Origin of the sequence: Bradyrhizobium sp. 154 (assembly GCF_023073875.1) — a bacterium.
In the GTDB taxonomy this organism is placed as follows: domain Bacteria; phylum Pseudomonadota; class Alphaproteobacteria; order Rhizobiales; family Xanthobacteraceae; genus Bradyrhizobium.
The window spans coordinates 127,802-151,202 of record NZ_JADPKG010000027.1 but is presented as its reverse complement, the minus strand read 5'-3'; the positions used below and the strand labels follow the sequence as shown (position 1 = coordinate 151,202).

At 64.0% G+C, this 23,401-nt stretch carries 24 protein-coding genes and 1 pseudogene; 18 read left to right on the top strand and 7 right to left on the bottom strand.

The annotated features are described in order from the left end of the window. Positions 1 to 26: 26 nt before the first annotated feature. Positions 27 to 1,367 (bottom strand): RtcB family protein, encoded by a 1,341-nt coding sequence (locus IVA92_RS05480; protein WP_247281668.1) that lies wholly within the window; start codon positions 1,365 to 1,367, stop codon positions 27 to 29. A gap of 463 nt (positions 1,368 to 1,830) precedes the next feature. Here IVA92_RS05480 and IVA92_RS05475 point away from each other — a divergent pair, with 463 nt between their 5' ends. After that, the gene (locus IVA92_RS05475) at positions 1,831 to 2,496 is read left to right on the top strand and encodes a DUF429 domain-containing protein (protein ID WP_247281667.1); all 666 of its coding nucleotides are present in this window, start codon (positions 1,831 to 1,833) and stop codon (positions 2,494 to 2,496) included. Positions 2,497 to 2,503: 7 nt separating this feature from the next. Here the strand turns inward: IVA92_RS05475 and IVA92_RS05470 are convergent, their stop codons facing one another. Next, complete coding sequence (locus IVA92_RS05470) at positions 2,504 to 2,716, bottom strand: hypothetical protein (RefSeq protein WP_247281666.1); 213 nt, start codon at positions 2,714 to 2,716, stop codon at positions 2,504 to 2,506. Positions 2,717 to 3,119: 403 nt separating this feature from the next. Here IVA92_RS05470 and IVA92_RS05465 point away from each other — a divergent pair, with 403 nt between their 5' ends. Then, on the top strand, positions 3,120 to 3,824 hold the full coding sequence (locus IVA92_RS05465) for a glutathione S-transferase N-terminal domain-containing protein (protein ID WP_247281665.1): 705 nt from the start codon (positions 3,120 to 3,122) through the stop codon (positions 3,822 to 3,824). Positions 3,825 to 3,826: 2 nt separating this feature from the next. On the opposite strand, the gene IVA92_RS05460 is transcribed toward IVA92_RS05465, so the two are convergent. The 3 genes from IVA92_RS05460 to IVA92_RS05450 all read right to left on the bottom strand — a co-directional run bounded on the left by IVA92_RS05460 (position 3,827) and on the right by IVA92_RS05450 (position 5,835). Beyond that, the gene (locus IVA92_RS05460) at positions 3,827 to 4,609 is read right to left on the bottom strand and encodes a sulfite exporter TauE/SafE family protein (protein ID WP_247281664.1); all 783 of its coding nucleotides are present in this window, start codon (positions 4,607 to 4,609) and stop codon (positions 3,827 to 3,829) included. Positions 4,610 to 4,612: 3 nt separating this feature from the next. Further along, positions 4,613 to 5,245 (bottom strand): TetR/AcrR family transcriptional regulator, encoded by a 633-nt coding sequence (locus tag IVA92_RS05455; protein WP_247281663.1) that lies wholly within the window; start codon positions 5,243 to 5,245, stop codon positions 4,613 to 4,615. Between the two features lie 218 nt (positions 5,246 to 5,463). Next, the gene (locus IVA92_RS05450) at positions 5,464 to 5,835 is read right to left on the bottom strand and encodes a tRNA-binding protein (protein WP_247281662.1); all 372 of its coding nucleotides are present in this window, start codon (positions 5,833 to 5,835) and stop codon (positions 5,464 to 5,466) included. Between the two features lie 101 nt (positions 5,836 to 5,936). Here IVA92_RS05450 and IVA92_RS05445 point away from each other — a divergent pair, with 101 nt between their 5' ends. Next, a complete protein-coding gene (locus IVA92_RS05445; RefSeq protein WP_247281689.1) occupies positions 5,937 to 6,311 on the top strand; it encodes an ArsC family reductase in 375 nt (124 codons plus the stop codon). On the opposite strand, the gene IVA92_RS05440 is transcribed toward IVA92_RS05445, so the two are convergent. After that, positions 6,308 to 6,955: a hypothetical protein gene (locus tag IVA92_RS05440; RefSeq protein ID WP_247281661.1), complete on the bottom strand. Its 648-nt coding sequence runs from the start codon at positions 6,953 to 6,955 to the stop codon at positions 6,308 to 6,310. The genes IVA92_RS05445 and IVA92_RS05440 overlap by 4 nt on opposite strands. 351 nt (positions 6,956 to 7,306) lie before the next feature. Between IVA92_RS05440 and IVA92_RS05435 the strand changes: the two genes are divergently transcribed. The 7 genes from IVA92_RS05435 (at position 7,307) to IVA92_RS05405 (ending at position 13,875) form a co-directional block, all read left to right on the top strand. Further along, positions 7,307 to 8,062, top strand: coding sequence for an ABC transporter ATP-binding protein (locus IVA92_RS05435; protein ID WP_008551999.1), 756 nt, complete (start codon positions 7,307 to 7,309; stop codon positions 8,060 to 8,062). After that, positions 8,055 to 8,801 carry an ABC transporter ATP-binding protein gene (locus IVA92_RS05430; protein WP_247281660.1) on the top strand — a complete coding sequence of 249 codons (747 nt, stop codon included), beginning with the start codon at positions 8,055 to 8,057 and terminating at the stop codon, positions 8,799 to 8,801. Before IVA92_RS05435 ends, IVA92_RS05430 begins: the two co-directional genes overlap by 8 nt. 35 nt (positions 8,802 to 8,836) lie before the next feature. Next, entirely contained in the window at positions 8,837 to 10,060 is a 1,224-nt protein-coding gene (locus IVA92_RS05425; RefSeq protein WP_247281659.1) for an ABC transporter substrate-binding protein, read from the top strand. A 74-nt stretch (positions 10,061 to 10,134) separates the two neighbouring features. Further along, positions 10,135 to 10,998, top strand: a complete 864-nt coding sequence (locus IVA92_RS05420; RefSeq protein WP_247281658.1) for a branched-chain amino acid ABC transporter permease — start codon at positions 10,135 to 10,137, stop codon at positions 10,996 to 10,998. 1 nt (position 10,999) lies between these two features. Further along, positions 11,000 to 11,968 carry a branched-chain amino acid ABC transporter permease gene (locus tag IVA92_RS05415; protein WP_247281657.1) on the top strand — a complete coding sequence of 323 codons (969 nt, stop codon included), beginning with the start codon at positions 11,000 to 11,002 and terminating at the stop codon, positions 11,966 to 11,968. A gap of 158 nt (positions 11,969 to 12,126) precedes the next feature. Then, the gene (locus IVA92_RS05410) at positions 12,127 to 12,771 is read left to right on the top strand and encodes a DUF47 domain-containing protein (protein ID WP_247281656.1); all 645 of its coding nucleotides are present in this window, start codon (positions 12,127 to 12,129) and stop codon (positions 12,769 to 12,771) included. 96 nt (positions 12,772 to 12,867) lie between these two features. Next, positions 12,868 to 13,875, top strand: coding sequence for an inorganic phosphate transporter (locus IVA92_RS05405; RefSeq protein WP_247281655.1), 1,008 nt, complete (start codon positions 12,868 to 12,870; stop codon positions 13,873 to 13,875). Here the strand turns inward: IVA92_RS05405 and sugE are convergent. Continuing rightward, positions 13,868 to 14,182, bottom strand: a complete 315-nt coding sequence (gene sugE, locus IVA92_RS05400) for a quaternary ammonium compound efflux SMR transporter SugE (protein WP_247281654.1) — start codon at positions 14,180 to 14,182, stop codon at positions 13,868 to 13,870. The two genes, IVA92_RS05405 and sugE, sit on opposite strands and share 8 nt — an antisense overlap. A 157-nt stretch (positions 14,183 to 14,339) precedes the next feature. Between sugE and IVA92_RS05395 the strand changes: the two genes are divergently transcribed. The 8 genes and pseudogenes from IVA92_RS05395 (at position 14,340) to IVA92_RS05360 (ending at position 23,345) form a co-directional block, all read left to right on the top strand. After that, the gene (locus tag IVA92_RS05395) at positions 14,340 to 15,962 is read left to right on the top strand and encodes a peptide chain release factor 3 (protein ID WP_247281653.1); all 1,623 of its coding nucleotides are present in this window, start codon (positions 14,340 to 14,342) and stop codon (positions 15,960 to 15,962) included. 222 nt (positions 15,963 to 16,184) lie between these two features. Next, entirely contained in the window at positions 16,185 to 16,763 is a 579-nt protein-coding gene (locus tag IVA92_RS05390; RefSeq protein WP_247281652.1) for a hypothetical protein, read from the top strand. Positions 16,764 to 16,958: 195 nt separating this feature from the next. Beyond that, a complete protein-coding gene (locus IVA92_RS05385; protein ID WP_247281651.1) occupies positions 16,959 to 17,543 on the top strand; it encodes an NnrU family protein in 585 nt (194 codons plus the stop codon). 73 nt (positions 17,544 to 17,616) lie between these two features. Then, positions 17,617 to 19,211 (top strand): annotated as a pseudogene (locus tag IVA92_RS05380) (class I adenylate-forming enzyme family protein). 166 nt (positions 19,212 to 19,377) lie between these two features. Then, a complete protein-coding gene (locus tag IVA92_RS05375; protein WP_247281650.1) occupies positions 19,378 to 20,031 on the top strand; it encodes a tetratricopeptide repeat protein in 654 nt (217 codons plus the stop codon). A gap of 31 nt (positions 20,032 to 20,062) precedes the next feature. Next, entirely contained in the window at positions 20,063 to 20,605 is a 543-nt protein-coding gene (locus tag IVA92_RS05370) for a hypothetical protein (protein ID WP_247281649.1), read from the top strand. 104 nt (positions 20,606 to 20,709) lie between these two features. Further along, a complete protein-coding gene (gene der / locus IVA92_RS05365) occupies positions 20,710 to 22,092 on the top strand; it encodes a ribosome biogenesis GTPase Der (protein WP_247281648.1) in 1,383 nt (460 codons plus the stop codon). After that, positions 22,089 to 23,345 carry a TCR/Tet family MFS transporter gene (locus IVA92_RS05360; RefSeq protein ID WP_247281647.1) on the top strand — a complete coding sequence of 419 codons (1,257 nt, stop codon included), beginning with the start codon at positions 22,089 to 22,091 and terminating at the stop codon, positions 23,343 to 23,345. The genes der and IVA92_RS05360 overlap by 4 nt, the downstream gene beginning before the upstream one ends. The last annotated feature ends 56 nt before the right edge of the window (positions 23,346 to 23,401 follow it).

The window sequence follows — 23,401 nt, the reverse complement described above, 5'->3', positions numbered from 1 at the left end:
GAGGCGTTGCCTCCCGCCCGTCCTCGTCAGTCCTTCCACGGATCGAACTCGCCTTCGCCGGCCATGGCGACGGCGAACGGCCGCAGCGTGTGCAGCACCCGCACGGTGCCGGCGTGCTGCGCCAGCACGTCCGGCAGGCGGCGATAGGCCATCGGGCTCTCATCGAGGTCGGCACCAACAAGGGTGACTCCGCGCTCGCTCAGCCATCGGTCCATCTCCGCGCGCGAGAAGCGCCGCTTCGCCTCCCTTCGTCCGAACAGGCGGCCGGCGCCGTGCACGGTCGAGTACAGCGAGGCCTTGGCTTCGGGGCTGTCGACGCCCTCGAGGATGACGGCGTCGTCACCCATCGAGCCGCCGACGAATCCCTTCTGGCCCGGAAACGCCGGCGTCGCGCCCTTGCGCACCACCCACAAATCACGGCCGTCGTGGGTCTCGCGCCAGGCGTAGTTGTGGTGGTTGTGCACGCTCTCGGTCACGCTGCCGCCGATGATCCGGCGGACGCGCTCGACGACCCACTCGCGGCCGGCATAGGCGTAACGTCCGGCGAGCTGCATCGCCGCGATGTAGCGGCGGCCGAGCTCGGACTCCTCGTCGACCACGGCAGGCGGCACGTTCATGCCATCCTTGCCGCCGGCGGCCTTGAGATAGCGCGTCGCGGAGGTGTGCCCGAGGCCGCGGCTTCCGAAGTGGACACCGACCCAAACAAAGCCTTCCTCGTCGCGCATGAGATCGACATAGTGGTTGCCCGATCCGACCGTGCCGAGCTGGCTCACCGCCTTCTGACGATAGGCCTCCATGTCGCTCTCGCGCCAGGCATCGCCGTCGTCGAACAGCGCGTGCTCGGCCCGCTCGGCATTGGCCCGGCCGACACCGAACGAGATCGTCTTGGCGACGTCGCGGATGATCGTGGGCACGATGTCGACGATATCGTCGAAGCGCGTGTCGAGCTTTGCGGCCATGTTGCCGCAGCCGATGTCGAAGCCGACGCCGGAGATGCTGATCTGCTTCTCATAGGCGATGACGCCGCCGACCGGCTGGGCATAACCGAGATGGCCGTCGGCGCAGATCACGCCGGATACGACATTGCCGACCGCCATGCAGTTGCGCATCTGCGCCACGGTCGCCTCCTCATGCGGACCGAAGATCTTCAGCGGCGCATTCTGGAAGCGCGCCTCCTGCGGGCGCAGCTTCGCGAGCTCGCTCGCGGCGGTGTTGGCTTCGCGGGCGAGATGCTCCTTGCGCGCGGCGTCGCGGTACGAGCACCAGGCCGGCTGGCCGCGTCCTTCGCCGACGCGCGAGTCGGGATCGATACCGGCGGCGAGGCAGAGCTCGCGGGCGCGTTCCATGTAGGGATCGGATCGTCGCATGGCCGTGATTCCTGCTTCACTTCCTGCGCGCACCACAGAGTGGACGCGCGGCTCCTGTCAGAGATTTCGCTGGTTCCAGGCGCAGTCCCGCGTCCGGATTCGCTGTCCTTTCGCATTAATTCAACGCCGTCTTCGAGGTAGTGATCCACGCAACCGAGGCTTCGGAGAAGCGCCGCGGGCAACAAAAAACCCTCCGGAGCGGCAGGCTCGGGAGGGTCCGTGAGAAGCGGACTGTCGATCTTGCGGTTAGGCAAGATCGCTCCGATGAGCCGGGCATGCGACATCGGATTGGCCGAAGGCCGTTCGACAGTCGCGCAAATCTTTCGTAGCGGTACAGCATCGCTCGGTTCATGTTGTCGGTCGCGAACGGAAGTGCTCGCGAGGCCGCGGGAGGCAACCCGCGGTTGTCAAGCAACGGCGCGTGTGAAATTGCAAGATATGGACGCAAGACATGGACGAATGAGTGCCAACCTATCTCGGTCTCGATGGATTTCGCTTCGGCTGGGTCGCTGCCTGGATCGATGAGCGCGGCGATCACGGCTTCGATTACTCACCGGGCCTGACGCGCCTGCTCGCGTTGCCGCATGCGCGCGCGATGATCGACATGCCGATCGGCTTGAATCCGAGCGGCTATCGCGCTTGCGATCTGCGTGCGCGCGAATTGATCGGCCCTGCCGTGTTTCTCGGCGCGCGCCGCGACCTGTGGACGTTCCCGGATATGGCTGCGGCGAATCGCTATTACTGGGATCAGGAGGGCAAGGGCAGGGGCGTATCGGCGCAGCTCTGGAACATCAGAGACAAGCTCAAGGAGGTCGACGATGCCATGGCGCCGGCGCGGCAACCGACGATCGGCGAGGCCCATCCTGAATTGATCTTCTGGAATCTGGCCGGACGAGTTCGGCTTGAGCCGAAGACGTCACCGCGTGGTCAAGCGCAGCGTATTGCTCTGCTGAGAGACCGGGGCTTCACCAAGATCGAGACATGGCTGACGCTTCGCTATCGCACCGGCATCGGCCGTGACGATCTGATCGATGCCTGCGCCTGCGCGGTCGCGGCGCGCGAGAGCACGCAACGTGTCGGCGACGACGAGATCGATCCGCGAGGCCTGAGAATGGAGATCAACTATTGAGCCCTCCTTAGCCCTCGCGATCGCTTCCGTCTCCCGTGTAGCGCCGGCGAGGATAACTCTGCTTCAGATGAACGCCATCGTCGTCCAGCCTTGCTGCTCTCTGTTCGTACTCCTCGGCCATGGACTGCAGCCGCCGCGCAGCTTCGCTATGTGCGAGATCGCCGGCGACGCGGCGGCACCGCTCAGCATGGTCCAGCAGTGCGCGCTTCTCGATGCTCATCCGGCGATAACGCTTGGAAGGCTTAATGGTCCCTGCGCGGGCGCTTGGAACAGCGCAAGGGGCTTTGTCTCGATGACCGGGAAAAAGTAGCAATATTTTCAAGCGGCCAAGGAACATGGTTCCTGAGCCGACGTTGAAGCCAAAGGCTGCTGAGGGACAAGATAACTATGTATGACACCTGCCAATTGGCGACCGCGATGCTCGCGGTTGCCTTTACGGCCCTGCTGTTGATCACGGGCCAACGGTTCATCGAGTACCGATTGCAACATGAAGCAATGATTCCGATCGTGGCGCTCGCAACGCTGCCGCCATAAGCGCGGGTTCGCCGGGACGAATCGTGACTTGCGCCGGACGGCGTCCTGCCTAGATTGTGCACGCCTCAGTCCATGCACCACAGGTCTCGATGTCCGATCTCTCCGCCTTTCCCATCACCAAGCGTTGGCCGGCGAAACATCCCGAACTGCTTCAGCTCTATTCCTTGCCGACGCCGAACGGCGTCAAGGTCTCGATTATGCTGGAAGAGATTGGATTGCCTTACGAAGTCCACCTCGTCGATTTCGGCAAGGACGACCAGAAGACGACCGAATTCCTCTCGCTCAATCCGAACGGCAAGATCCCGGCGATCCTCGATCCGAACGGCCCGGGCGGCAGGCCGCTACCGCTGTTCGAATCCGGGGCGATCCTGCAATACCTCGCCGAGAAGACCGGCAAGCTTCTGCCGGAAGACGCCGCACGCCGCTATCAGACCATCCAATGGGTGCATTTCCAGATGGGCGGCATCGGGCCGATGTTCGGCCAGGTGGGCTTTTTCCACAAATTTGCCGGCAAGGATTTCGAGGACAGGCGGCCACTCGAACGCTACGTGAGCGAGTCCAAGCGCTTGCTCGGCGTGATGGAGACGCAACTCGCCGGCCGGCACTGGTTCATGGATGACGATTACACGATCGCCGACATCTCGATGCTCGGCTGGGTGCGTAATCTCATCGGCTTCTACGGCGCAGGCGATCTCGTCGAGTTCAGCCAGTTCAAATCGGTCGGCGCTTGGCTTGAACGAGGTCTCGCGCGTCCGGCGGTGCAGCGCGGGCTGAATATTCCGAAACGGCCGTGAGGCTAGCCCAGCGCCTTGTACGTCATATAGAGCGCCATCAGCGCGACGAGGGCGATCATGGTCCGGCGCAGCACCGATTTGCTGACGCCATTGGCTATGCGTGCGCCGAGATCGGTGCCGATCCAGAGGCCGGCCAGAATGCCGATGATGGCCGGCCAGCTGACCATCAGTCCCTTGCTCCAGTAAATCCAGGCCGCCGGACTGTTGGTCGGGATCACCGAGAAGATGAGGCTGACGAGCTGTGCCTGATGCTGCGGTACGCGCAGGCCCGCGGCGAGGCCGACGGTGATCGCGAGGCCGCCGCCGATGCCCATGAAGCCGGACGAAAAGCCCGCGAGCACGCCGACAAGCAGCAGAGGGAGCCACGGCAATTCGGCGGGATCGCCGGCCTTGCTCTCGCCGTCCTTGCGGTCGCGGCGTAGCGCCAGCACTGCGATCAGCGCGACGAGATAGATGACGTAGGTCCATTGCAGCACTGTGTCGGGCGTGGCGGCCGCAGCATAACTACCGCTGGCGCCGCCGATGAGAAATCCGATGCCGATCCAGACGATCCATTGCAGCGGGCTGCGGTTGCCGCTCTGCCAGTAGCGGCGTACGCCCGCAAGGCCCGTCGGCGGCACTTGTGCGATCAGAGATGTGCCCTGGGCGACGTGCTGCTCGGCGCCGAGCAACAGCACGGAGAAGATGACGAGGCCGCCGCCGGGGCTCGTGCCCGAGAAGCCCGATGCCAATCCCGCGACCAGACCGACGCCGGCGCCGGCGAGGAGTTCATATATCCAGGTCATCGTTCATGTCCTGGTTCGTCGCTTGACGTCCGCCTTGGTCGTGCGCAGGCCGTCGACCACGCTGTCAACGGCCATCATGCAGGCGTCGACGTCAAAATCCTCGCCCCAGCATTGTTGCAGCACAAAACCCTGGAAAATTGCGATCAGCACGCGCGCGATCGCCTCGGCGCCGAGGTCGCGCTTGATGAGTCCGTCATGCTGGCCGCGCTCGACCAGCGCCACGATCAGCGCGCGCGGCATGTCGATGCCTTCGACGACGCTGCTGCGGACGCGGCGGTTGCGCAGCGCTTCGGCCCAGCCATGAATGCCGACACGGCGGCGGGGCTCGCCGGCGGGATCGGTAAGCCATTGCGCGTAGACGCGGACCAGCGCGTGCAGCCTTTCGATCGGATCGCCCGATCCTTGAGCGACCGAGTTGAGCACGGCCTCACGGCGATGCCGGTCGTCCGCGAGCGCTTCGATCAGATCGTCCTTGCTCTGGAAATAGAGATAGACCGCGCCATGGCTCAAGCCCGATCGCTTGACGATATCGGCCATGCCGGTCTGGTGAAAACCGTTCTCGGCAAAGCAGGCGAGGGCCGCTTCGAGGATCTGCTGCCGCCGGCCTTCGCGCTTCTTGTCGCTGATCTTGGGCATCGGCTCAGTCCATAAATAACTGACAGATTGATCACTTTGGAGGTTTGTCAGCGACGCACAAATTCTCGGTGATCTACATAAAAACCGATCGATCAGTCATTTTTAAAGCAGAGCGGCAGCGAGGTCAAGACCTGCCGGCGCCGGACCGGGAGATAAGGCGGTGAAGTGGCTGACGCGCCCTGCCAGCGGCGGCGGGGCGGCTCTTGGCTCGTGTGCCGCTAGAACAGCCGTCCGCCGTTGGGCACGGGCTTGCTCGGCTGCACCAGCACGACCTTGCCGGCAGCATCGGGGAAACCGAGGGTCAACACCTCGGATACGACCGGGCCGATCTGGCGCGGCGGGAAATTGACGACGGCCGCGACCTGCAGCCCCACCAGCGTCTCGAGCGGATGATTTTCGGTGATCTGCGCCGAGCTCTTGCGGACGCCGATCGCAGGGCCGAAGTCGATCCATAGCCGAAAGGCCGGCTTGCGCGCCTCCGGAAACGGCTTGGCGTCGACGATGGTGCCGACGCGGATATCGACCGCGAGGAAGCTGTTGAAGTCGATGGCCGGCGAGGCGGCGGCCGCGGGGTCGTGAGTGACGTGCATAGTCCATCCGTTCGGCAAATGGCGTCGTTCGCAATATTGTCGCGCGAACCGGAGTTTCGTACAACGCTGCGGTCACCATGCGACGCATGCGCGAGGACGACTTGCCCAACATCATCTACGGCATCAAGAACTGCGACACCATGAAAAAGGCGCGCACCTGGCTCGACAGCCATGGCGTGCCTTACGAGTTTCACGACTACAAGACGGCGGGAGTCGAGAAGGACAAGCTCAAGCAATGGAGCGAAAAGGTCGGCTGGGAGACGTTGCTCAATCGCGCCGGCACGACTTTCAAAAAGCTCCCTGATTCCGACAAGGAAGGGCTCGGCGAGAAGAAGGCGCTGGCGTTGATGCTAGCGCAACCATCGATGATCAAGCGGCCGGTGCTGGAAATTGGCGGCAAGCTGCTGGTCGGATTCAAGCCCGATATCTATGCCAAGGAAGTCGGCGCCAAGAACGCTGAAGCCAAGGCGCGCTAATTCAGTTCGATGGTCTCGGCGGTGACGCTTGGGCCGGACTGGTCGGCGATCTCGACCACGTCGGCTGCTGCGATGCGACCAGGCGCGCGATGAAAGAGGTCGCGGTCGATCACGACGCGCAGTCTCGGACGCGGCGGCGCGTCATTTCCGCGCATCAGATTCTTGATCTCGAAGCCGCCGTCCTCGCAGAAGGTCTTCACCGACGCGATGATGTGGCTGACCTTGTCCTCGGTCAAGAACGGCAGCAACAGCCGTTCATAGGCGACGATGCGACCGTAGATGTCGTCGATGTCGGCAACGCTGTAGATCGGAAGCCCGCGCGCAACGCATTCGTGATAGATGGGCATCACGAAGGGCGCGAGCCGCGGTCCGACATAGTCGTGCAGCAGGATGCCCTTGCCGCTGTGGCCATAGGCGCGCGAAATGCGCGTGCCTTCGCTCTGGATGATCAGGTGCGGCGTCGGCGTCGAATTGTCTACCGTGTAATAGATGAGATCGGACAGCTCTTCCTCGAGCCGCGCGGGCTGGTACTCCCAGATCGCCGGTGCGACCTGCTGGCGCGCATAAAGTCGCAGCCACGTGTTCAGGAGATCACGCTGCCTGATCGACTTGACGACGGAGGGCGCGGCGCTTGCGAAATCCAAAACAATATTCCCGGCATGTCAAAACCCGCACATGATCCATGCCGCGGGAAAATTTTCTATGAAGGCTGGCGCGGGAGACGAAAGACCGTTAACGACGGCTTGACGACCGGTGCCTTGCGAACCGGGAGGCCGGGCAGGCACGACATCAAAACATCTCCGACTAAGGGAGCATTTGTATCCCAGCCGGAGGCCTGATCTGCTCAGCTTTCCGCCTTGCCTAACCCCCGTCACCTCCGGCATATTCCGCGCCCGGAGGCGGCGTTCCGGAGGGGCTCCAAGGCCTCCGGAAAGCCGAAGCAACAAGGACAGCCACGCGCGGCCAGCGCGTCGCGCGGGCAGGGGGAAATCTGTTTGGCCGATGAGTTCATTCTCGAAACGGAAGGCTTGACCAAGGAGTTCGCGGGCTTCTTCGCCGTCCGCGACGTTGCGCTCAAGGTTCGCCGTGGGAGCATTCATGCGTTGATCGGTCCGAACGGGGCCGGCAAGACGACGTGCTTCAATCTTTTGACCAAGTTCCTCAAACCGTCTGCCGGAAAGATCCTGTACAAGGGACAGGACATTACTGCGATGGCGCCGGCCGACGTGGCGCGCATGGGCTTGGTTCGCTCGTTCCAGATTTCGGCGGTTTTTCCGCATCTCACCGCGCTGGAGAACGTCCGCGTCGCCCTTCAGCGCCAGCACGGCTCTTCGTTCGACTTCTGGCGCTCCAAATCCGTGCTCAACCGCTTCAACGATCGCGCGCGCGAGCTGTTGAACGATGTCGGCCTCAGCGAGTTTGCCAATACGCCGGCGGTCGAGATGCCCTACGGACGCAAGCGCGCACTGGAGATCGCAACCACGCTCGCGCTCGACCCCGAGATGATGCTGCTGGACGAGCCGATGGCCGGCATGGGTCACGAGGACATCGACAAGATCGCGGCGCTGATCAAGCGCATCTCCGCGAAATATACCATCCTGATGGTCGAGCATAATTTGAGCGTCGTGGCCAATCTCTCCGACATCATCACCGTGCTGACGCGCGGGCAGGTGCTCGCGCAGGGCCATTACTCCGAGCTCACCAAGGACGAGCGCGTCAAGGAAGCCTATCTGGGAGCCGGTCATGCCTGACACTGCGATCGCCGAGGCTCCGGCAAAGGCCGCGACCGGCGGAAACATCCTTCAAGTCCGCAACCTGGAAGCCTGGTACGGCGAGTCCCACATCCTGCACGGGATCAACTTCGACGTGAATGCGGGCGAGGTCGTCACCCTGCTCGGGCGCAACGGCGCCGGCAAGACGACCACGTTGAAATCGATCATGGGCATCATCGGCAAGCGAACCGGCTCGGTGAAGTTCAACAATCAGGACATCATCCGCGCGACCTCCGACAAGATCGCGCGGATGGGTATCGCCTTCTGCCCCGAGGAGCGGGGCATATTCTCCAGTCTCGACGTGCGGGAGAATTTGCTGCTGCCCCCGGTGGTCCGCGAAGGCGGGCTGCCGCTCGATCAGATCTTCGACCTGTTCCCGAACCTGAAGGAGCGGCTCAACAGCCAGGGCACCAAGCTCTCGGGCGGTGAGCAGCAGATGCTGGCGATCGCGCGCATCCTGCGCACGGGCGCGAGCTTCCTGATGCTGGACGAGCCGACGGAGGGCCTTGCGCCCGTCATCATCCAGCAGATCGGCCACACCATTGCGCGGCTCAAGAAGGAAGGCTTCACCATCCTTCTCGTCGAGCAGAACTTCCGCTTCGCATCCACTGTTGCCGACCGCTATTACGTGGTCGAGCACGGCAAGATCATCGACGGATTCTCCAATGCGGAGCTTGCCGCCAACATGGACAAGCTCCACACCTATTTGGGTGTCTAGAACTGCCAACGAAAAAATTCAAAAAGGAAAGTTGCATGAAGACCAGGTCGATTGCGTCATTGCTGCTGACGACCGCGCTTACCTTCGCCGCAGCAGGCGTCGCGTCCGCGCAGGACAAGTCCGTCAAGATCGGCGCGCTATCCGATCAGTCCGGCCTCTACGCCGATCTCGGCGGGCCGGGCTCGACGCTTGCCGCGCAGATGGCCGTTGAGGATTCTGGCCTCGCGGCGAAGGGCTGGAAGATCGACATCATCTCGGGCGATCACCAGAACAAGCCCGACATCGGCACCGCGATCGCGCGGCAATGGTTCGACGTGGACAAGGTCGACGTCATCGTCGATGTGCCGAACTCGGGCGTCGCGCTCGCCGTCAACAACGTCATCAAGGAAAAGAACGGCGTCTATATCAATTCCGGTGCGGCGACCTCGGACCTCTCCAACGCGCAGTGCTCGCCCAATACCGTGCACTGGACCTACGACACTTACATGCTGGCCCACACCACCGGCCAGGCGCTGGTCAAGGCCGGCGGCGACACCTGGTTCTTCCTGACCGCGGATTACGCCTTCGGCGCGGCGCTCGAGCGCGACACCACGGCGGTCATCACCGCCAACGGCGGCAAGGTGGTCGGCGGCGTCAAGCATCCGCTGAACACGCCGGACTTCTCCTCGTTCCTGCTTCAGGCGCAGGCCTCCAAGGCCAAGATCATCGGCCTGGCCAATGCCGGCGGCGACACCACCAACACCATCAAGCAGGCGGCCGAGTTCGGCATCGTCAAGGGCGGTCAGAAGCTGGCGGCGCTGCTGCTCTTCCTCACCGACGTCAAGGCGATCGGCCTCGAGACGGCGCAGGGCCTCAACTTCACCGAGACGTTCTATTGGGACATGAACGACCAGACCCGGGCGTTCTCCAAGCGCTTCGCCGAGAAGATGAAGAACAATGCGCCGCCGACCATGGTGCAGGCCGGCGTCTATGCGGGCGTGCGGCACTATCTCAAGGCCCTCGAAGCGCTCGGCGGCAATCCGCATGACGGCGTCAAGGTGGTCGAGAAGATGAAGTCGATGCCGACCGAGGACGATCTGTTCGGCAAGGGCGAGATCCAGCCCAACGGCCGCACCATTCACAACGCCTATCTATTCGAGGTGAAGAAGCCCTCGGAGTCCAAGGGACCGTGGGACTTCTACAAGCTGGTCGGCACGGTGCCGGGCGATCAGGCCTTTACGCCGCTGTCCGAGAGCAAGTGCGCGCTCTTGAAGAAGTAAGATGACGGCCCGCAGGCCATCAGGCTTGCGAGCAACTTTTTAAGGGAACGCCGAAGGGACCGGGTGCGGGATCGATGCAGGCTCTTTACGCTCAGCTACTGGTGGGACTGATCAACGGCTCGTTCTACGCGCTGCTCAGTCTCGGGCTTGCCGTGATCTTCGGCATGCTCAACATCATCAATTTCGCCCACGGCGCGCTCTACATGATGGGCGCCTTCGTCGCATATTTCCTGCTGAACCTCGGCGGCATCAATTATTGGTGGGCGTTGCTGCTGGCGCCCATCATCGTCGGCATTTTCGGCATGATCCTGGAGCGGACCATGCTGCAATGGCTGACCGGGCTCGACCACCTCTACGGCCTGCTCCTGACCTTCGGCATCGCGCTGATCGTGCAGGGCGTGTTCCAGAACTATTTCGGCTCCTCCGGCCTGCCTTACGCCATTCCGGACCAGCTCAAGGGCGGCATGAACCTCGGCTTCATGTTCCTGCCCGTGTATCGCGGCTGGGTGGTCGTGTTCTCGCTGGTGGTGTGCCTTGCGACCTGGTTCCTGATCGAGAAGACGCGGCTCGGCGCTTACCTGCGTGCCGCCACCGAGAACCCGACGCTGGTGCGCGCCTTCGGCGTCAACGTGCCGCGCATGATCACGCTGACCTATGGTCTCGGCGTCGGCCTTGCCGCGCTCGCCGGCGTGCTCTCGGCGCCGATCAACCAGGTGCGGCCGCTGATGGGCGCCGACCTCATCATCGTCGTGTTCGCGGTGGTCGTGATCGGCGGCATGGGATCGATCATGGGCTCGATCATCACCGGCTTTGCGCTCGGTGTGATCGAGGGCCTGACCAAATATTTCTACCCCGAGGCCTCCAACACCGTCGTGTTCGTGCTGATGGTGCTGGTGCTCTTGGTGAAGCCAACGGGATTGACGGGAAGGGCGGCCTGATATGACAGCCTTGACGGACGACACGCTGCCGGTAACCCCGCGCACGGTGCGCGACGAGATGATCGTGTTCGTAGTGATGGCGCTGCTCTTGGCGTCGGTGCCGTTCACAGGAGTCTATCCGTTCTTCGTGATGCAGGCGCTGTGCTTTGCGCTGCTCGCCTGCGCCTTCAATCTGCTGGTCGGCTATGGCGGCCTGCTGTCGTTCGGGCACGCGATGTTCCTGGGGATTGCCGGCTACTGCAGCGCACATGCGCTGAAGGTATGGGCGCTTCCGCCCGAGCTCGGCATCCTCGTCGGCGTCGCCGCCGCGTTCGTGCTGTCGATCGTGACCGGCTACATCTCGATCCGTCGCCAGGGCATCTATTTCTCGATGATCACGCTGGCGCTGTCGCAGCTTCTTTATTTCATCTACCTGCAGGCGCCGTTCACCCATGGCGAGGATGGCATCCAGGGCATTCCACAAGGGTACATGTTCGGTGTACTCGATCTGTCCAAGCCGACCGTGCTCTACTATGTCGTGCTGGTCGGCTTCCTCGCCGGCTTCCTCTTGATCTTCCGCATCATCAACTCGCCGTTCGGCGAGGTCCTGAAGGCGATCCGCGAGAGTGAGCCGCGGGCGATCTCGCTCGGCTACCGTACCGACCAGTACAAGTTCCTGGCCTTCATCCTGTCGGGCACGCTGGCCGGCTTTGCCGGTGCGCTGAAAGTGTTCGTGGCGCAGAACGCCTCGCTCACCGACGTGCACTGGTCGATGTCGGGCGAGGTCGTCCTGATGACGCTGGTCGGCGGTCTCGGAACCATCTTCGGTCCCGTGATCGGCGCCTTCGTGATCATCGCCATGCAGCAATATCTGGCGGGCTTCGGCCAATGGGTGACGGTGATCCAAGGCGCGATCTTCGTGATCTGCGTGCTCACCTTCCGCCGCGGGGTCATCGGCGAAATCGCGCATTACTTCCGGCGATCGCTCTAAGTAGCTGATTTAAAATCGGTTTACCGGTCGCTCGAAAGCGGTGGATGATCCGGCGCCGCGGGCGTGAGATGACACGCGCGTGGATCGAAAATGGTCTATGACAGTTTCATGACGGCCCATTCGGGCCAGGCCATTTTTCCAACCGGTAGCCTATCCCCATGATGCGATGGTTTCGTGCTTTCCTGCCCAAGGAGGAACGGTTCTTCGACCTGTTCGACCGTCATGCCCAGACCGTGATCCAGGGCTCGATCGCGCTCCAGAGCATGCTCAACGGGGGCGAGGAAACGCCGGTCTATTGCCAGCGCGTCAACCAGTTCGAGAACGACGCCGACAACATCACCCGCGAAGTGCTGACGGCGGTGCGCCGCACCTTCATCACTCCGTTCGACCGCGGCGACATCAAGAACCTGATCACCTCGATGGACGACGCCATCGACCAGATGCAGCAGACGGCGAAAGCCGTGATGCTGTTCGAGGTCCGCGCCTTCGAGCCGCCGATGCGCGAGATCGGCGGGCTTCTGATCGAATGCGCCAATCTGGTCGGGCGCGCGCTGCCGCTGATGCAGTCGATCGGCCCGAACGTCGCCATGCTGACGGCGATCACCGAAGAGCTGGGCAAGCTGGAGGGCCGCGTCGACGACCTCCATGACATCGGGCTGAAGGAGCTGTTCCTCAAGCATCGCGCGGGCAACGCGATGGATTTCATCGTCGGCGCAGAGATCTACGACCATCTCGAGAAGGTGGCCGACCGTTTCGACGACGTCGCCAACGAGATCAACAGCATCGTGATCGAGCAAGTGTAACGCATGATCCGGAAAAATGTGCCGCGGTTTTCCTTCGCGACAAGCGCTGAACGCGTTTGCGCGGAGATCATGCGAAAAAACTGAGGCAGGGCCGCTGTGGATGCTGCGTTGGCTCTTCCCGTCCTGGTCGGCTTGATCGCCGTCGCGCTGCTGTTCGATTTCTTGAACGGGCTCCATGACGCCGCCAATTCGATCGCGACCATCGTCTCGACCCGCGTGCTGCGGCCACAATTTGCGGTATTCTGGGCCGCGTTCTTCAATTTCGTCGCCTTCATGGTCTTCGGGTTGCACGTCGCCCAGACCATCGGTACCGGCATCATCGATCCCTCCATCGTCGACGCCCAAGTGATCTTTGCGGCCTTGGTCGGGGCCATCGTCTGGAACCTCGTGACCTGGGCGCTCGGCATCCCGTCATCGTCCTCGCATGCGCTGATCGGCGGGCTCGTCGGCGGCGGCATGGCCAAGGCGGGCATTTCGGCGGCAGTGTGGAGCGGATTGTCGAAGACGGTGCTGGCAATCGTGCTGTCGCCCCTGGTCGGCTTCCTGCTCGCAATGATGCTGGTGGCGATCGTGTCCTGGGCCTCGGTGCGCTCGACGCCCTTCGCCGTCGATCGCGCCTTCCGCATCCTGCAATTCGCCTCCGCCTCGCTCTATTCGCTCGGCCATGGCGGCAACGACGCCCAGAAGACGATGGGCATCATCGCGGTGCTGCTCTATTCGCAGGGTCATCTCGGCAGCGAATTCTCGGTGCCGTTCTGGGTCGTGCTGTCCTGCCAGGCCGCGATGGCGCTGGGCACGCTGATGGGCGGCTGGCGCATCGTCCGCACAATGGGCCTGCGCATCACCAAATTGACGCCCATGCAGGGCTTTTGCGCCGAGACCGGGGGCGCTGCGACCCTGTTCATGGCGACCTTCCTCGGCGTTCCCGTCTCGACCACCCACACCATCACCGGCGCCATCGTCGGCGTCGGCGCCGCCCGCCGCGTCTCGGCGGTGCGCTGGAACGTCGCGAGCTCGATCGTCTATGCCTGGGTGATCACGATCCCGGCCTCGGCCATCGTCGCCGCGCTGACCTGGTGGGTGGTCAAGATCTTCGTCAAGTAACGAACTTTAGGCCCGCAATTCCGGCGACGATGAGCGCGATGCTGGCGAGGCGGAACGCCGTGGCCGGCTCGCCGAACAGGATGATGCCGAGCGTCGCGGTGCCGACCGCGCCGATTCCGGTCCAGACAGCGTAGGCGGTTCCGACGGGCAGTGATTTGAGAGCGAGTCCGAGCAAGATGACGCTGCCGGCCATGGCCGCGAGCGTGACGACGGACGGAACAGGCCTGGTAAAGCCCTCGGTGTATTTCAGGCCGATCGCCCAGGTGATCTCGAGAAGCCCGGCGATCAACAGGATACTCCAGGCCATGACGACCCTCCTTTCTAGGCAGGGTCGTCCCCGCGGCTGAGGTGCTGAGAACGGGAAGGCCGTCCTTCCCAAATGCCGATATGGGGCTGGCCGGAAGGCCACGCAATCACCAAATGAGGCTTGATCAGGCCCAGTTTCCCTGCCAAACGCTCCCGCCATGTCCGACATCGTCGCCACCGCAGCCGAATCGCCGGCCCGTTCCCCGCTTGCCGCTGAAGTGGCGCGGCGGCGGACCTTTGCGATCATCTCCCACCCCGACGCCGGCAAGACCACGCTGACCGAGAAGCTGCTGCTGTTCGGTGGCGCCATCAACCTCGCCGGCCAGGTCAAGGCCAAGGGCGAGCGCCGCAACACGCGTTCCGACTGGATGAAGATCGAGCGCGAGCGCGGCATCTCGGTCGTGACCTCGGTGATGACCTTCGAGTTCGAAGGCCTCGTCTTCAACCTGCTGGATACTCCGGGCCACGAGGACTTTTCGGAAGACACCTACCGGACGCTCACGGCGGTCGATTCCGCCGTAATGGTGATCGACGCCGCCAAGGGCATCGAGGCGCGCACCCGAAAGCTGTTCGAGGTATGTCGTCTCCGGGATATCCCGATCATCACCTTCATCAACAAGATGGACCGCGAGAGCCGCGACGTCTTCGAGCTGCTGGACGAGATCGAGAAGACGCTGGCGCTCGACACCACGCCGATGACCTGGCCGGTCGGCCGCGGCCGTGACTTCCTCGGCACTTATGACGTCGTCAATGGCGGCGTGCGCCTGCTCGAAGGCGGCGGCGCCAAGACCGGCGCGGCGCAGCAGATCGAGATCGAAGAGCTCGCCAAGCTCAATGCCAATCTGGACGTGTCCGCGGTGAAGGACGAGCTCGATCTCGTCACCGAAGCGTCAAAACCGTTCGAGCTCGAAGCGTTCCGCGAGGGCCATCTGACGCCGGTTTATTTCGGCAGCGCGCTGCGCAATTTCGGCGTCGGCGACCTCCTGGAGGGCCTCGGCAAGTTCGCGCCCGAGCCGCGCGCGCAGGACAGCGACCAGCGCAAGGTCGAGGCCACCGATCCGCGCATGAGCGCCTTTGTATTCAAGATCCAGGCCAACATGGATCCGAACCATCGTGACCGCATCGCGTTTGCGCGGCTCTGCTCGGGCAAGCTCAGCCGCGGCATGAAGGCCAAGCTGGTGCGCACCGGCAAGAGCATGCCGCTGTCGAGCCCGCAATTCTTCTTCGCGCAGGATCGTTCGGTTGCGGATGAGGCCTTTGCCGGCGACGTCGTCGGCATTCCCAACCACGGCACGCTGCGCATCGGCGATACGCTGACCGAGGGCGAGGATTTCAACTTCGTCGGCGTGCCGAGCTTTGCGCCGGAAATCGTCCGCCGCGTCCGTCTCACCGACGCGATGAAGGCGAAGAAGCTCAAGGAAGCGCTACAGCAGATGTCGGAGGAGGGCGTGGTGCAGGTGTTCCGCCCGCGCGACGGCGCGCCCGCGCTGGTCGGCGTCGTCGGCGCGCTCCAGCTCGATGTGCTCAAAGCGCGGCTGGAGGCGGAATATTCACTTCCGGTCGAGTTCGAGGTCAGCGAGTTCCAGCTGGCACGCTGGGTCTCCTCAGAGGACCGCAAGAAGCTCGACACCTTCATTGCCGCCAACACCTCGAGCATCGCCGACGATGTCGACGGCGATCCCGTGTATCTGGCGCGGAACGAGTTCTATCTCGGCTACACCCGCGAGCGCGCCGAGGGCATCGAGTTCACCAACGTCAAGGACGTCAAGAAGAAGGCGTAGGGCGGCTACCCCTCCGCTGTGCAGCCACCCCTCAGCTGTCATGCCCGCGAAGGTGGAGCATCCAGCGCGCCTCTCGGCTCAACAACCATCCCCTGGAATAGTGAGCGGGTTCGGCCCGGCGGCGAAACCGCGTTTGAACGCGCGCATGTGAACACGAGATGGGCTTGAAGCCGCTGCAAGATCTCCCAAGATGATGGTGGTCGCTCATCGCGGTGCTTCTCAATGCTGCGCGCAATCCTGGTTCTGCTGCTGACCTTCTTGGCCGTGAGTGTCGCCGCCGCGCGGCCCCGGCAGATCAATCCCATCCCGTTCTCGCACGAGCCCTGCAGCGTGCTCGATGGCGGGCCCTGCACGCCGTCCTATTGCAGCGTGCTCGAAGAGGGTCCCTGCATTCCCGAGATCGACTATCCTTACGGGCAGAACCTCCAGCTTACGATCGAGAGCGTGCCGTCCGAGGCCGATCGTGCCAAATATCAGAGGCCGGATCACGATCTCAACACGATCGGCGACCTCTTCGCCGCGCTGCGCAGCTGCTGGTCGCCGCCGTCGGACAATTCGCGCGCCGGCATGCAGATGTCGGTGCGCTTCAGCTTCAACAAGTCGGGTGGTCTGATCGGCCCGCCGCGCCTGACATACGCGACCGCGGGCGTGCCGGCCGACACTCGCACGACCTATCTCAATGCCATCAACGCATCGCTGAATGCATGCCTGCCGCTGAAATTCACCAGCGGCCTTGGCGGCGCGCTGGCGGGCAGGCCGATCGCGATCCGCTATGTCGATAATCGCGAGCTTGCCAAATAGCGCAGCTCTATCTCCTCATCCGGAGGAGCGCGTTCTTCACGCGCGTCTCGAAGGATGAAGGCCGGGCTGTGACAGAGGGGGCCTCTGTGGTTCGAGACGGCGCTTTCGCGCCTCCTCACCATGAGCGGTGAGAGTTGCGAGCGGCGGCCAATCGATGATACTTCAGATGCGGGGCTGCTTGAGGGGGAGGATGTCGTGGGTCTGCTGGTCATGATGCTGGGGCTGGTGCTGTTTTTCGCGGCCCATATTTTCACGACGAAACGAAAGGCGCGCGCAGAGGCGATCGCGAGGCTGGGCGAGGGGACCTACAAGATTGTCTATTCGCTCGTTTCGCTCGCGGGGCTCGCGCTGATCATCTGGGGCTTTGCCCATTATCGCAGCTCCGGCTGGATCGACGTCTGGTACCCGCCGAAGGTGCTGAAGCACATCACGCTCGCCTTGATGCTGCCGGCCGTCATCTTGGTGGTGGCCTCGTACCTGCGCGGCCGCATCTATGCGACACTGAAGCATCCGATGCTGACCGGCATCAAGCTGTGGGCGGCCGCGCATCTGCTCGCCAATGGCGATCTCGGCTCCATCATTCTGTTCGGCTCGTTCCTGGGCTGGGCGGTGTATGATCGTATCACGCTCAAGCACCGCACCGATGCCGGCGGTCCGCCGATCCCGGTGGGCGGTGTCACCAACGATTTGATCGCGGTCGCGGTCGGAAGTGTCGCTTATCTCGCGCTGGCCTTCGCGTTCCATCCGGTCGTAATCGGTGTTCCCGTCATCGGCGTCTAGCCGGTCAGCACAAGACGAAGCCTGGACGTCCATGGGCGATAGTTGGCAAGAGCAATAAGCCGAGGGCCCTTCGATGGATTGGTCGCAATCTCAGATTCCGCCGATGCGGTTCGAGGCGCGCTTTGGCGATCGGGTGGTGCCGGCATTTTGCGATCGGCCGTCGAGCGTGTGGGCCATGATCGCGGAAGCCTCCGCGCGCAACGGTGATGGCGACGCGCTGATTTGCGGCGATGTCCGCCTGAGCTGGCGACAAGCCGTCGAGCAGTCCGCGCGGATCGCGGCCGGCTTTCGCCAGCTCGGCCTGCAACGCGACGACCGCGTCGCCATCCTGCTCGGCAACCGCATCGAATTTCCGCTGCTGCTGTTCGCCGCCGCGCATGAGGGACTGGTCACGGTGCTGCTCAGCACGCGCCAGCAGAAGCCGGAGATCGCCTATGTGCTCACGGATTGCGGCGCGAAGGTCCTGATCCACGAGGCAGCGCTCGCCGAGCGGCTGCCCGATGCGCAGGATGTGCCCGATGTGATCCACCGCATCGCCATTGACGACGATCCGGCCCGGTCGCGCTTCTCCGCTCTCGCTGACAATGCGTCGGCGCCTGCCTCGGTCGAGGTGAATGAGGAGGACACCGCGATGATCCTCTACACCTCGGGCACGACGGGCAAGCCGAAGGGCGCGATGCTGGCCCATTGCAACATCATCCATTCCTCGATGGTGTTCGTGTCCTGCCTGCAATTGACGGCGGCGGATCGCTCGATCGCCGCGGTGCCGCTCGGCCACGTCACCGGCGTTGTTGCCAACGTCACGACCATGATCCGCTGCGCAGGCGCGCTGATCATCATGCCGGAGTTCAAGGCGGCCGACTATCTCAAGCTCGCTGCGCGCGAGCGCGTCACCTACACGGTGATGGTGCCGGCGATGTATAATCTTTGCCTGCTGCAACCAGATTTCGACAACTACGATCTGTCGAGCTGGCGCATCGGCGGCTTTGGCGGCGCGCCGATGCCGGTCGCGACCATTGAGAAGCTCAAGGCGAAGATCCCCGGCCTGAAGCTGATGAATTGCTACGGCGCGACCGAGACGACCTCGCCCTCGACCATCATGCCGGGCGAGCTGACGCAGAGCCATATCGACAGCGTCGGCCTGCCGTGCCCGGGCGCGCGCATTGTCGCGATGGACACCGGGGGGCGCGAGCTGCCGCCCGGGGAGATCGGCGAGCTCTGGATCCAGAGTGCCTCCGTCATCAAGGGCTATTGGAACAACCCGAAGGCCACGGCCGAAAGCTTCACAGGCGGCTTCTGGCACTCCGGCGATCTCGGCTCCGTCGACGCGGAAGGGTTTGTCCGCGTGTTCGACCGGCAGAAGGACATGATCAATCGCGGCGGCCTGAAGATCTATTCGGCCGCGAGGTCGAATCCGTGCTCGCCGGCCATCCCGCGGTGGTCGAGAGCGCGATCATCGCCAGGGCCTGCCCGGTGCTGGGCGAACGCGTCCATGCGGTAGTGGTGACGCGCAGCCCGGTTGCCAGCGAGGCCCTGCGGGCCTGGTGCGCGGAGCGGCTGTCCGACTACAAGGTCCCCGAGACCGTGGCGATCACCGCCGAGCCATTGCCGCGGAATGCCAATGGCAAGGTGCTGAAGCGGCAGTTGCGGGAGCTGCTCGGAAGCTGAGCCAGACAGGCGGCTCCGGGCTGTCCCGGAGTGGTTAACGCCTTGATCGAGCTGGCTTTGCCTTGCCACCGCCATATCGTTAGGGTACCTCGCCGCCACACGGGGACGGGATTCCTGACGCGAATGCTTTGGCGCGCGCACCCGGACGGGCATGGGATTAGCATAAGTGTCTGAACTATTTGACGAAGTCGATGAGGAAGTACGTCGCGAACAGCTCAAGAAGCTGTGGGACAAGTATTCGATCTACTTCATCGCCCTGATGGTGCTGATCGTGGCCGCCGTTGCTGGCTGGCGTGGCTACCAATATCTGGAGGCCAAGAAGGCCGCCGAGGCCGGCGCCGCCTTCGAGAAGGCCGTCGAGCTGTCCGAGCAGGACAAGCACGCCGACGCCGAAAAGGCCTTCACCGAGCTCGCCGCCAAGGCCCCGTCCGGCTATCGCACCCTGGCGCGGCTGCGCGCTGCGGCAGAGGCCGCTGCCCGCGATCCCAAGGCCGCCGCGAAGATGTATGACGACATTGCCGCCGACCGCGGCGTCGGCGGCGAGTGGCAGGATCTGGCCAAGATCCGCGCGGCCGGCTTGCTCCTCGACAGCGCCAGCTACGCCGACATGCAGCAACGGCTGGACGCCTCCGCCGCGCCCAAATCGACCTTCCGCCACAGCGCCCGCGAGATGCTGGCGTTGTCGGCCTGGCGCAACAACGACATGACCGCGGCCCGCAAATGGCTCGACGCGATTGCCGAGGACGGCGAAACACCGCCCGGCCTGCGCTCGCGCGCCGAGGCGCTCCAGGCTCTGCTGCCGCCCGTCGCCAAGAGCTGACGACGGCCCTCTGACGCAAACGAGACACAAGATGCGCCGCACGCCACGCTTGATCGCAGCCGCCGTCCTGATCGCCTTCACGGGCGTCCTAGGCGGCTGCTCCAGCTTCGATCCAAGCGACATGCTCGACTTCCTCGATACCAAGAAGAAGCTGCCAGGCGACCGCAAGCCGGTCTTCCCAGAGGGTGTGCCGGGCCTCGAGCAGGGCGTGCCGAAGGAGATGTACAAGGGTGCGCAGCAGCAGCCCGATCCGAACGCGCCTGCCGTCGCGGCTTTGCCCGCGGAGCCGCCGCCCGAGCCGGCCAAGCCTGTGAAGGGGGCGAAGGCGACGAAGTCCAGGCAGCCAGCCGCTGCGGCCGCCGCGCCCGCTGGCGCCGAGGTCGATGGCGAGGCCCAGCCGGAGGCTGCGCCGTCTACCGCCGCTCCGTCGCCCAAGCATAAGATCGTCCGCAAGCGCACCACCGCGCCGCCGCCGGATCAGCCGGTCCAGCAGGCGCAACCGACCCAGACCACGCAGCAGCAATCGCAGGGCGCTTTCCCGGCGCCGCTGCCGAGTGGCAGCTTCTCGCGCTAGAGCATGATCCGGAAAAGTGTGAAGCGGTTTTCCGAAAAGATCATGCTCAAACAATTACTTTCACTGCATTGACAGACGCGGCTCCGGCAGCGCACGAATGACTGATGCCCTTCACGATCGCCATCATCGGCCGGCCCAATGTCGGCAAATCGACGCTGTTCAACCGCCTGGTCGGACAGAAGCTGGCGCTCGTCGATGACCTCCCTGGCGTCACCCGCGACCGCCGCGAGGGCGAGGCGAGGCTCGGCGATCTCGAATTCACCATCATCGATACCGCCGGTCTCGACGAGGGCGCCAAGGGCTCGCTGACGGCGCGCATGCAGGAGCAGACCGAGACCGCGATCGCGCAGGCCGACGCGCTGTTCTTCGTGATCGATGCCCGCATCGGCCTCACGCCCACCGATCGCGCTTTCGCCGATTTCGCCCGCAAGGCCAATAAGCCGGTGCTGCTGGTCGCCAACAAGAGCGAAGGCAAGCATGGCGATGCGGGGGCGATGGAGGCCTTTGCCCTCGGCCTAGGCGATCCCATCCAGATCTCGGCAGAGCATGGCGAGGGCATGGGCGAGCTTTACGATGCCTTGGCTAAGCTGATGCCCGCGCCCGTTGACGACGACGAAGACGAGGACGACGAACAGCTTTCCGAAGAAGAGGCAGCGACGCGCCCGATCCGGGTCGCTATCGTCGGCCGGCCCAATGCCGGCAAGTCGACGCTGATCAACCATCTGCTCGGCGAGGAGCGCCTGCTGACCAGCCCGGAAGCCGGCACCACACGCGATTCTATTGCAGTGGAGATCAACTGGAAGGGCCGCGATTTCCGCGTGTTCGACACCGCAGGCCTGCGCCGTCGCTCGCGCATCGAGCAGAAGCTGGAAAAGCTCTCGGTGGCCGACGCGCTGCGCGCGGTGCGCTTTGCCGAAGTCGTCGTGCTGATGATGGACACGCAGAACCGCTTCGAGGAGCAGGATCTTCGCATCGCCGATCTGGTCGAGCGTGAGGGAAGGGCGGTCGTGCTCGCCGTCAACAAATGGGACCTGATGGAGACCAAGGGCGGCGGCGCGATCTCGGGCCTGCGCCGTGATGCCGACCATTGGCTGCCACAGCTCAAGGGGGTGCCAATCGTCGCCGTATCAGGCCTGATGGGCGAGGGCATCGACCGCCTGATGCACGCGATCCAGGACGCCTACGCGATCTGGAACCGTCGGGTGCCGACGGCCGCGCTCAATCGCTGGTTCGAGCAGGCGGTCCAGGCCAATCCGCCGCCCGCGGTGTCCGGCCGCAGGCTGAAGCTGAATTACATCACCCAGACGAAAGCGCGCCCGCCGAGCTTCGTGCTGTTCTGCTCGCGTGCCGATGCGGTGCCGCAGTCCTACTTGCGCTACCTCACCAATTCCATGCGCGAGACTTTCGAGCTGCCGGGTACTCCGGTGCGCATCACCTTGCGCGAGAAGGCCAATCCCTTCGCGCATAAGCGCAAGCGGCCGTCGTGAGCGGGGAGACGGGCGAGGCGATGGCGCAGAGCGCCGCGCCGGTCCGGCGTGGTGCCGTCGCCTTCATCTTCGTCACCATCCTGCTCGACATGCTGGCACTCGGCGTGATCATGCCGATCCTGCCGAAGTTGATCGAGAGCTTCGTCGACAACGACACCGCGCACGCGGCCCGCATCTTCGGCCTGTTCGGCACCGCCTGGGCGCTGATGCAGTTCGTGTTCTCGCCACTGCTCGGCGCGCTGTCGGATCGCTTCGGGCGGCGGCCCGTGGTGCTGCTGTCGAATTTCGGGCTTGCGGCCGACTACGTGCTGATGGCGCTGGCGCCGTCGCTGGTCTGGCTGTTCATCGGCCGCGTGATCTCTGGCATCACCTCGGCGAGCATCTCGACCGCCTTCGCCTATATCTCGGACATCACGCCGCCGGAGCGGCGCGCGGCGGTCTTCGGCAGGATCGGCGCGGCCTTCGGTGCCGGCTTCATCCTGGGCCCGGCGCTCGGCGGCCTGCTTGGCGACATCGATCCACGCCTGCCGTTCTGGGCCTCGGCGGCCTTGAGCTTCGCCAATGCGCTCTACGGGCTTTTCGTCCTGCCGGAATCGCTTTCGCCCGACAGGCGTGCGCCGTTCCGCTGGAGGAGTGCCAATCCGGTCGGCGCGCTGCACCTGCTGCGGTCCAACGCGGTGCTTGCCGCCTTGTCGGTCGTCAATTTCATTGCGCAGGTCGCGCATGTTGTGTTGCCCTCGACCTTCGTGCTCTATGCGACATATCGCTACGGCTGGGATTCCAAGACCGTGGGGCTGACGCTCGCCATGGTCGGCATCTGTGCCATGGTGGTGCAGGGACTCGCCATCGGCCCGATTGTGCGCGCGCTCGGCGAGCGGAACGCGCTGCTGCTGGGCCTGTGTTGTGGCGCGATCGGCTTTGTGGTCTTGGGCGCTGCGCCGACCGGACCGCTATCCTGGCTCGGCATTCCCGTTTTGGCGCTATGGGGGATCTCCGGCGCCGCCTCGCAATCGCTGATGACGCGGCTGGTTGCACCCGATCAGCAGGGCCAGTTGCAGGGCGCGACCGCGAGCGTGCAGAGCGTGTCGCAGCTCGTCGGCCCGTTCCTGTTCACGTTGACATTTTCCTACTTCATCGGGGCCAGCGCGCCGCTGCATCTGCCCGGCGCGCCGTTCCTGCTTGCGGCGGTGCTGATGGTGGTCTGCGTGGCGATCGCGGTGCGGTCGCTGGGTGCGACCAAGACAGTCTCGTAGGATGGCAGGAGCGGCTTGTCCGCCGTAGCTCGAAGAGCGAAGGCGGAAGCGTGCCC

What these genes read in the sequence shown, in the direction of transcription:
- IVA92_RS05410 (WP_247281656.1), top strand. Translation starts at nt 12,127, where the DNA reads ATGATGCGATGGTTTCGTGCTTTCCTGCCCAAGGAGGAACGGTTCTTC.
- der (WP_247281648.1), top strand. Translation starts at nt 20,710, where the DNA reads ATGCCCTTCACGATCGCCATCATCGGCCGGCCCAATGTCGGCAAATCG.
- IVA92_RS05420 (WP_247281658.1), top strand. Translation starts at nt 10,135, where the DNA reads ATGCAGGCTCTTTACGCTCAGCTACTGGTGGGACTGATCAACGGCTCG.
- IVA92_RS05370 (WP_247281649.1), top strand. Translation starts at nt 20,063, where the DNA reads ATGCGCCGCACGCCACGCTTGATCGCAGCCGCCGTCCTGATCGCCTTC.
- IVA92_RS05465 (WP_247281665.1), top strand. Translation starts at nt 3,120, where the DNA reads ATGTCCGATCTCTCCGCCTTTCCCATCACCAAGCGTTGGCCGGCGAAA.
- IVA92_RS05460 (WP_247281664.1), bottom strand. Translation starts at nt 4,609, where the DNA reads ATGACCTGGATATATGAACTCCTCGCCGGCGCCGGCGTCGGTCTGGTC.
- IVA92_RS05470 (WP_247281666.1), bottom strand. Translation starts at nt 2,716, where the DNA reads ATGAGCATCGAGAAGCGCGCACTGCTGGACCATGCTGAGCGGTGCCGC.
- IVA92_RS05415 (WP_247281657.1), top strand. Translation starts at nt 11,000, where the DNA reads ATGACAGCCTTGACGGACGACACGCTGCCGGTAACCCCGCGCACGGTG.
- sugE (WP_247281654.1), bottom strand. Translation starts at nt 14,182, where the DNA reads ATGGCCTGGAGTATCCTGTTGATCGCCGGGCTTCTCGAGATCACCTGG.
- IVA92_RS05390 (WP_247281652.1), top strand. Translation starts at nt 16,185, where the DNA reads ATGCTGCGCGCAATCCTGGTTCTGCTGCTGACCTTCTTGGCCGTGAGT.
- IVA92_RS05450 (WP_247281662.1), bottom strand. Translation starts at nt 5,835, where the DNA reads ATGCACGTCACTCACGACCCCGCGGCCGCCGCCTCGCCGGCCATCGAC.
- IVA92_RS05455 (WP_247281663.1), bottom strand. Translation starts at nt 5,245, where the DNA reads ATGCCCAAGATCAGCGACAAGAAGCGCGAAGGCCGGCGGCAGCAGATC.
- IVA92_RS05430 (WP_247281660.1), top strand. Translation starts at nt 8,055, where the DNA reads ATGCCTGACACTGCGATCGCCGAGGCTCCGGCAAAGGCCGCGACCGGC.
- IVA92_RS05395 (WP_247281653.1), top strand. Translation starts at nt 14,340, where the DNA reads ATGTCCGACATCGTCGCCACCGCAGCCGAATCGCCGGCCCGTTCCCCG.
- IVA92_RS05480 (WP_247281668.1), bottom strand. Translation starts at nt 1,367, where the DNA reads ATGCGACGATCCGATCCCTACATGGAACGCGCCCGCGAGCTCTGCCTC.
- IVA92_RS05425 (WP_247281659.1), top strand. Translation starts at nt 8,837, where the DNA reads ATGAAGACCAGGTCGATTGCGTCATTGCTGCTGACGACCGCGCTTACC.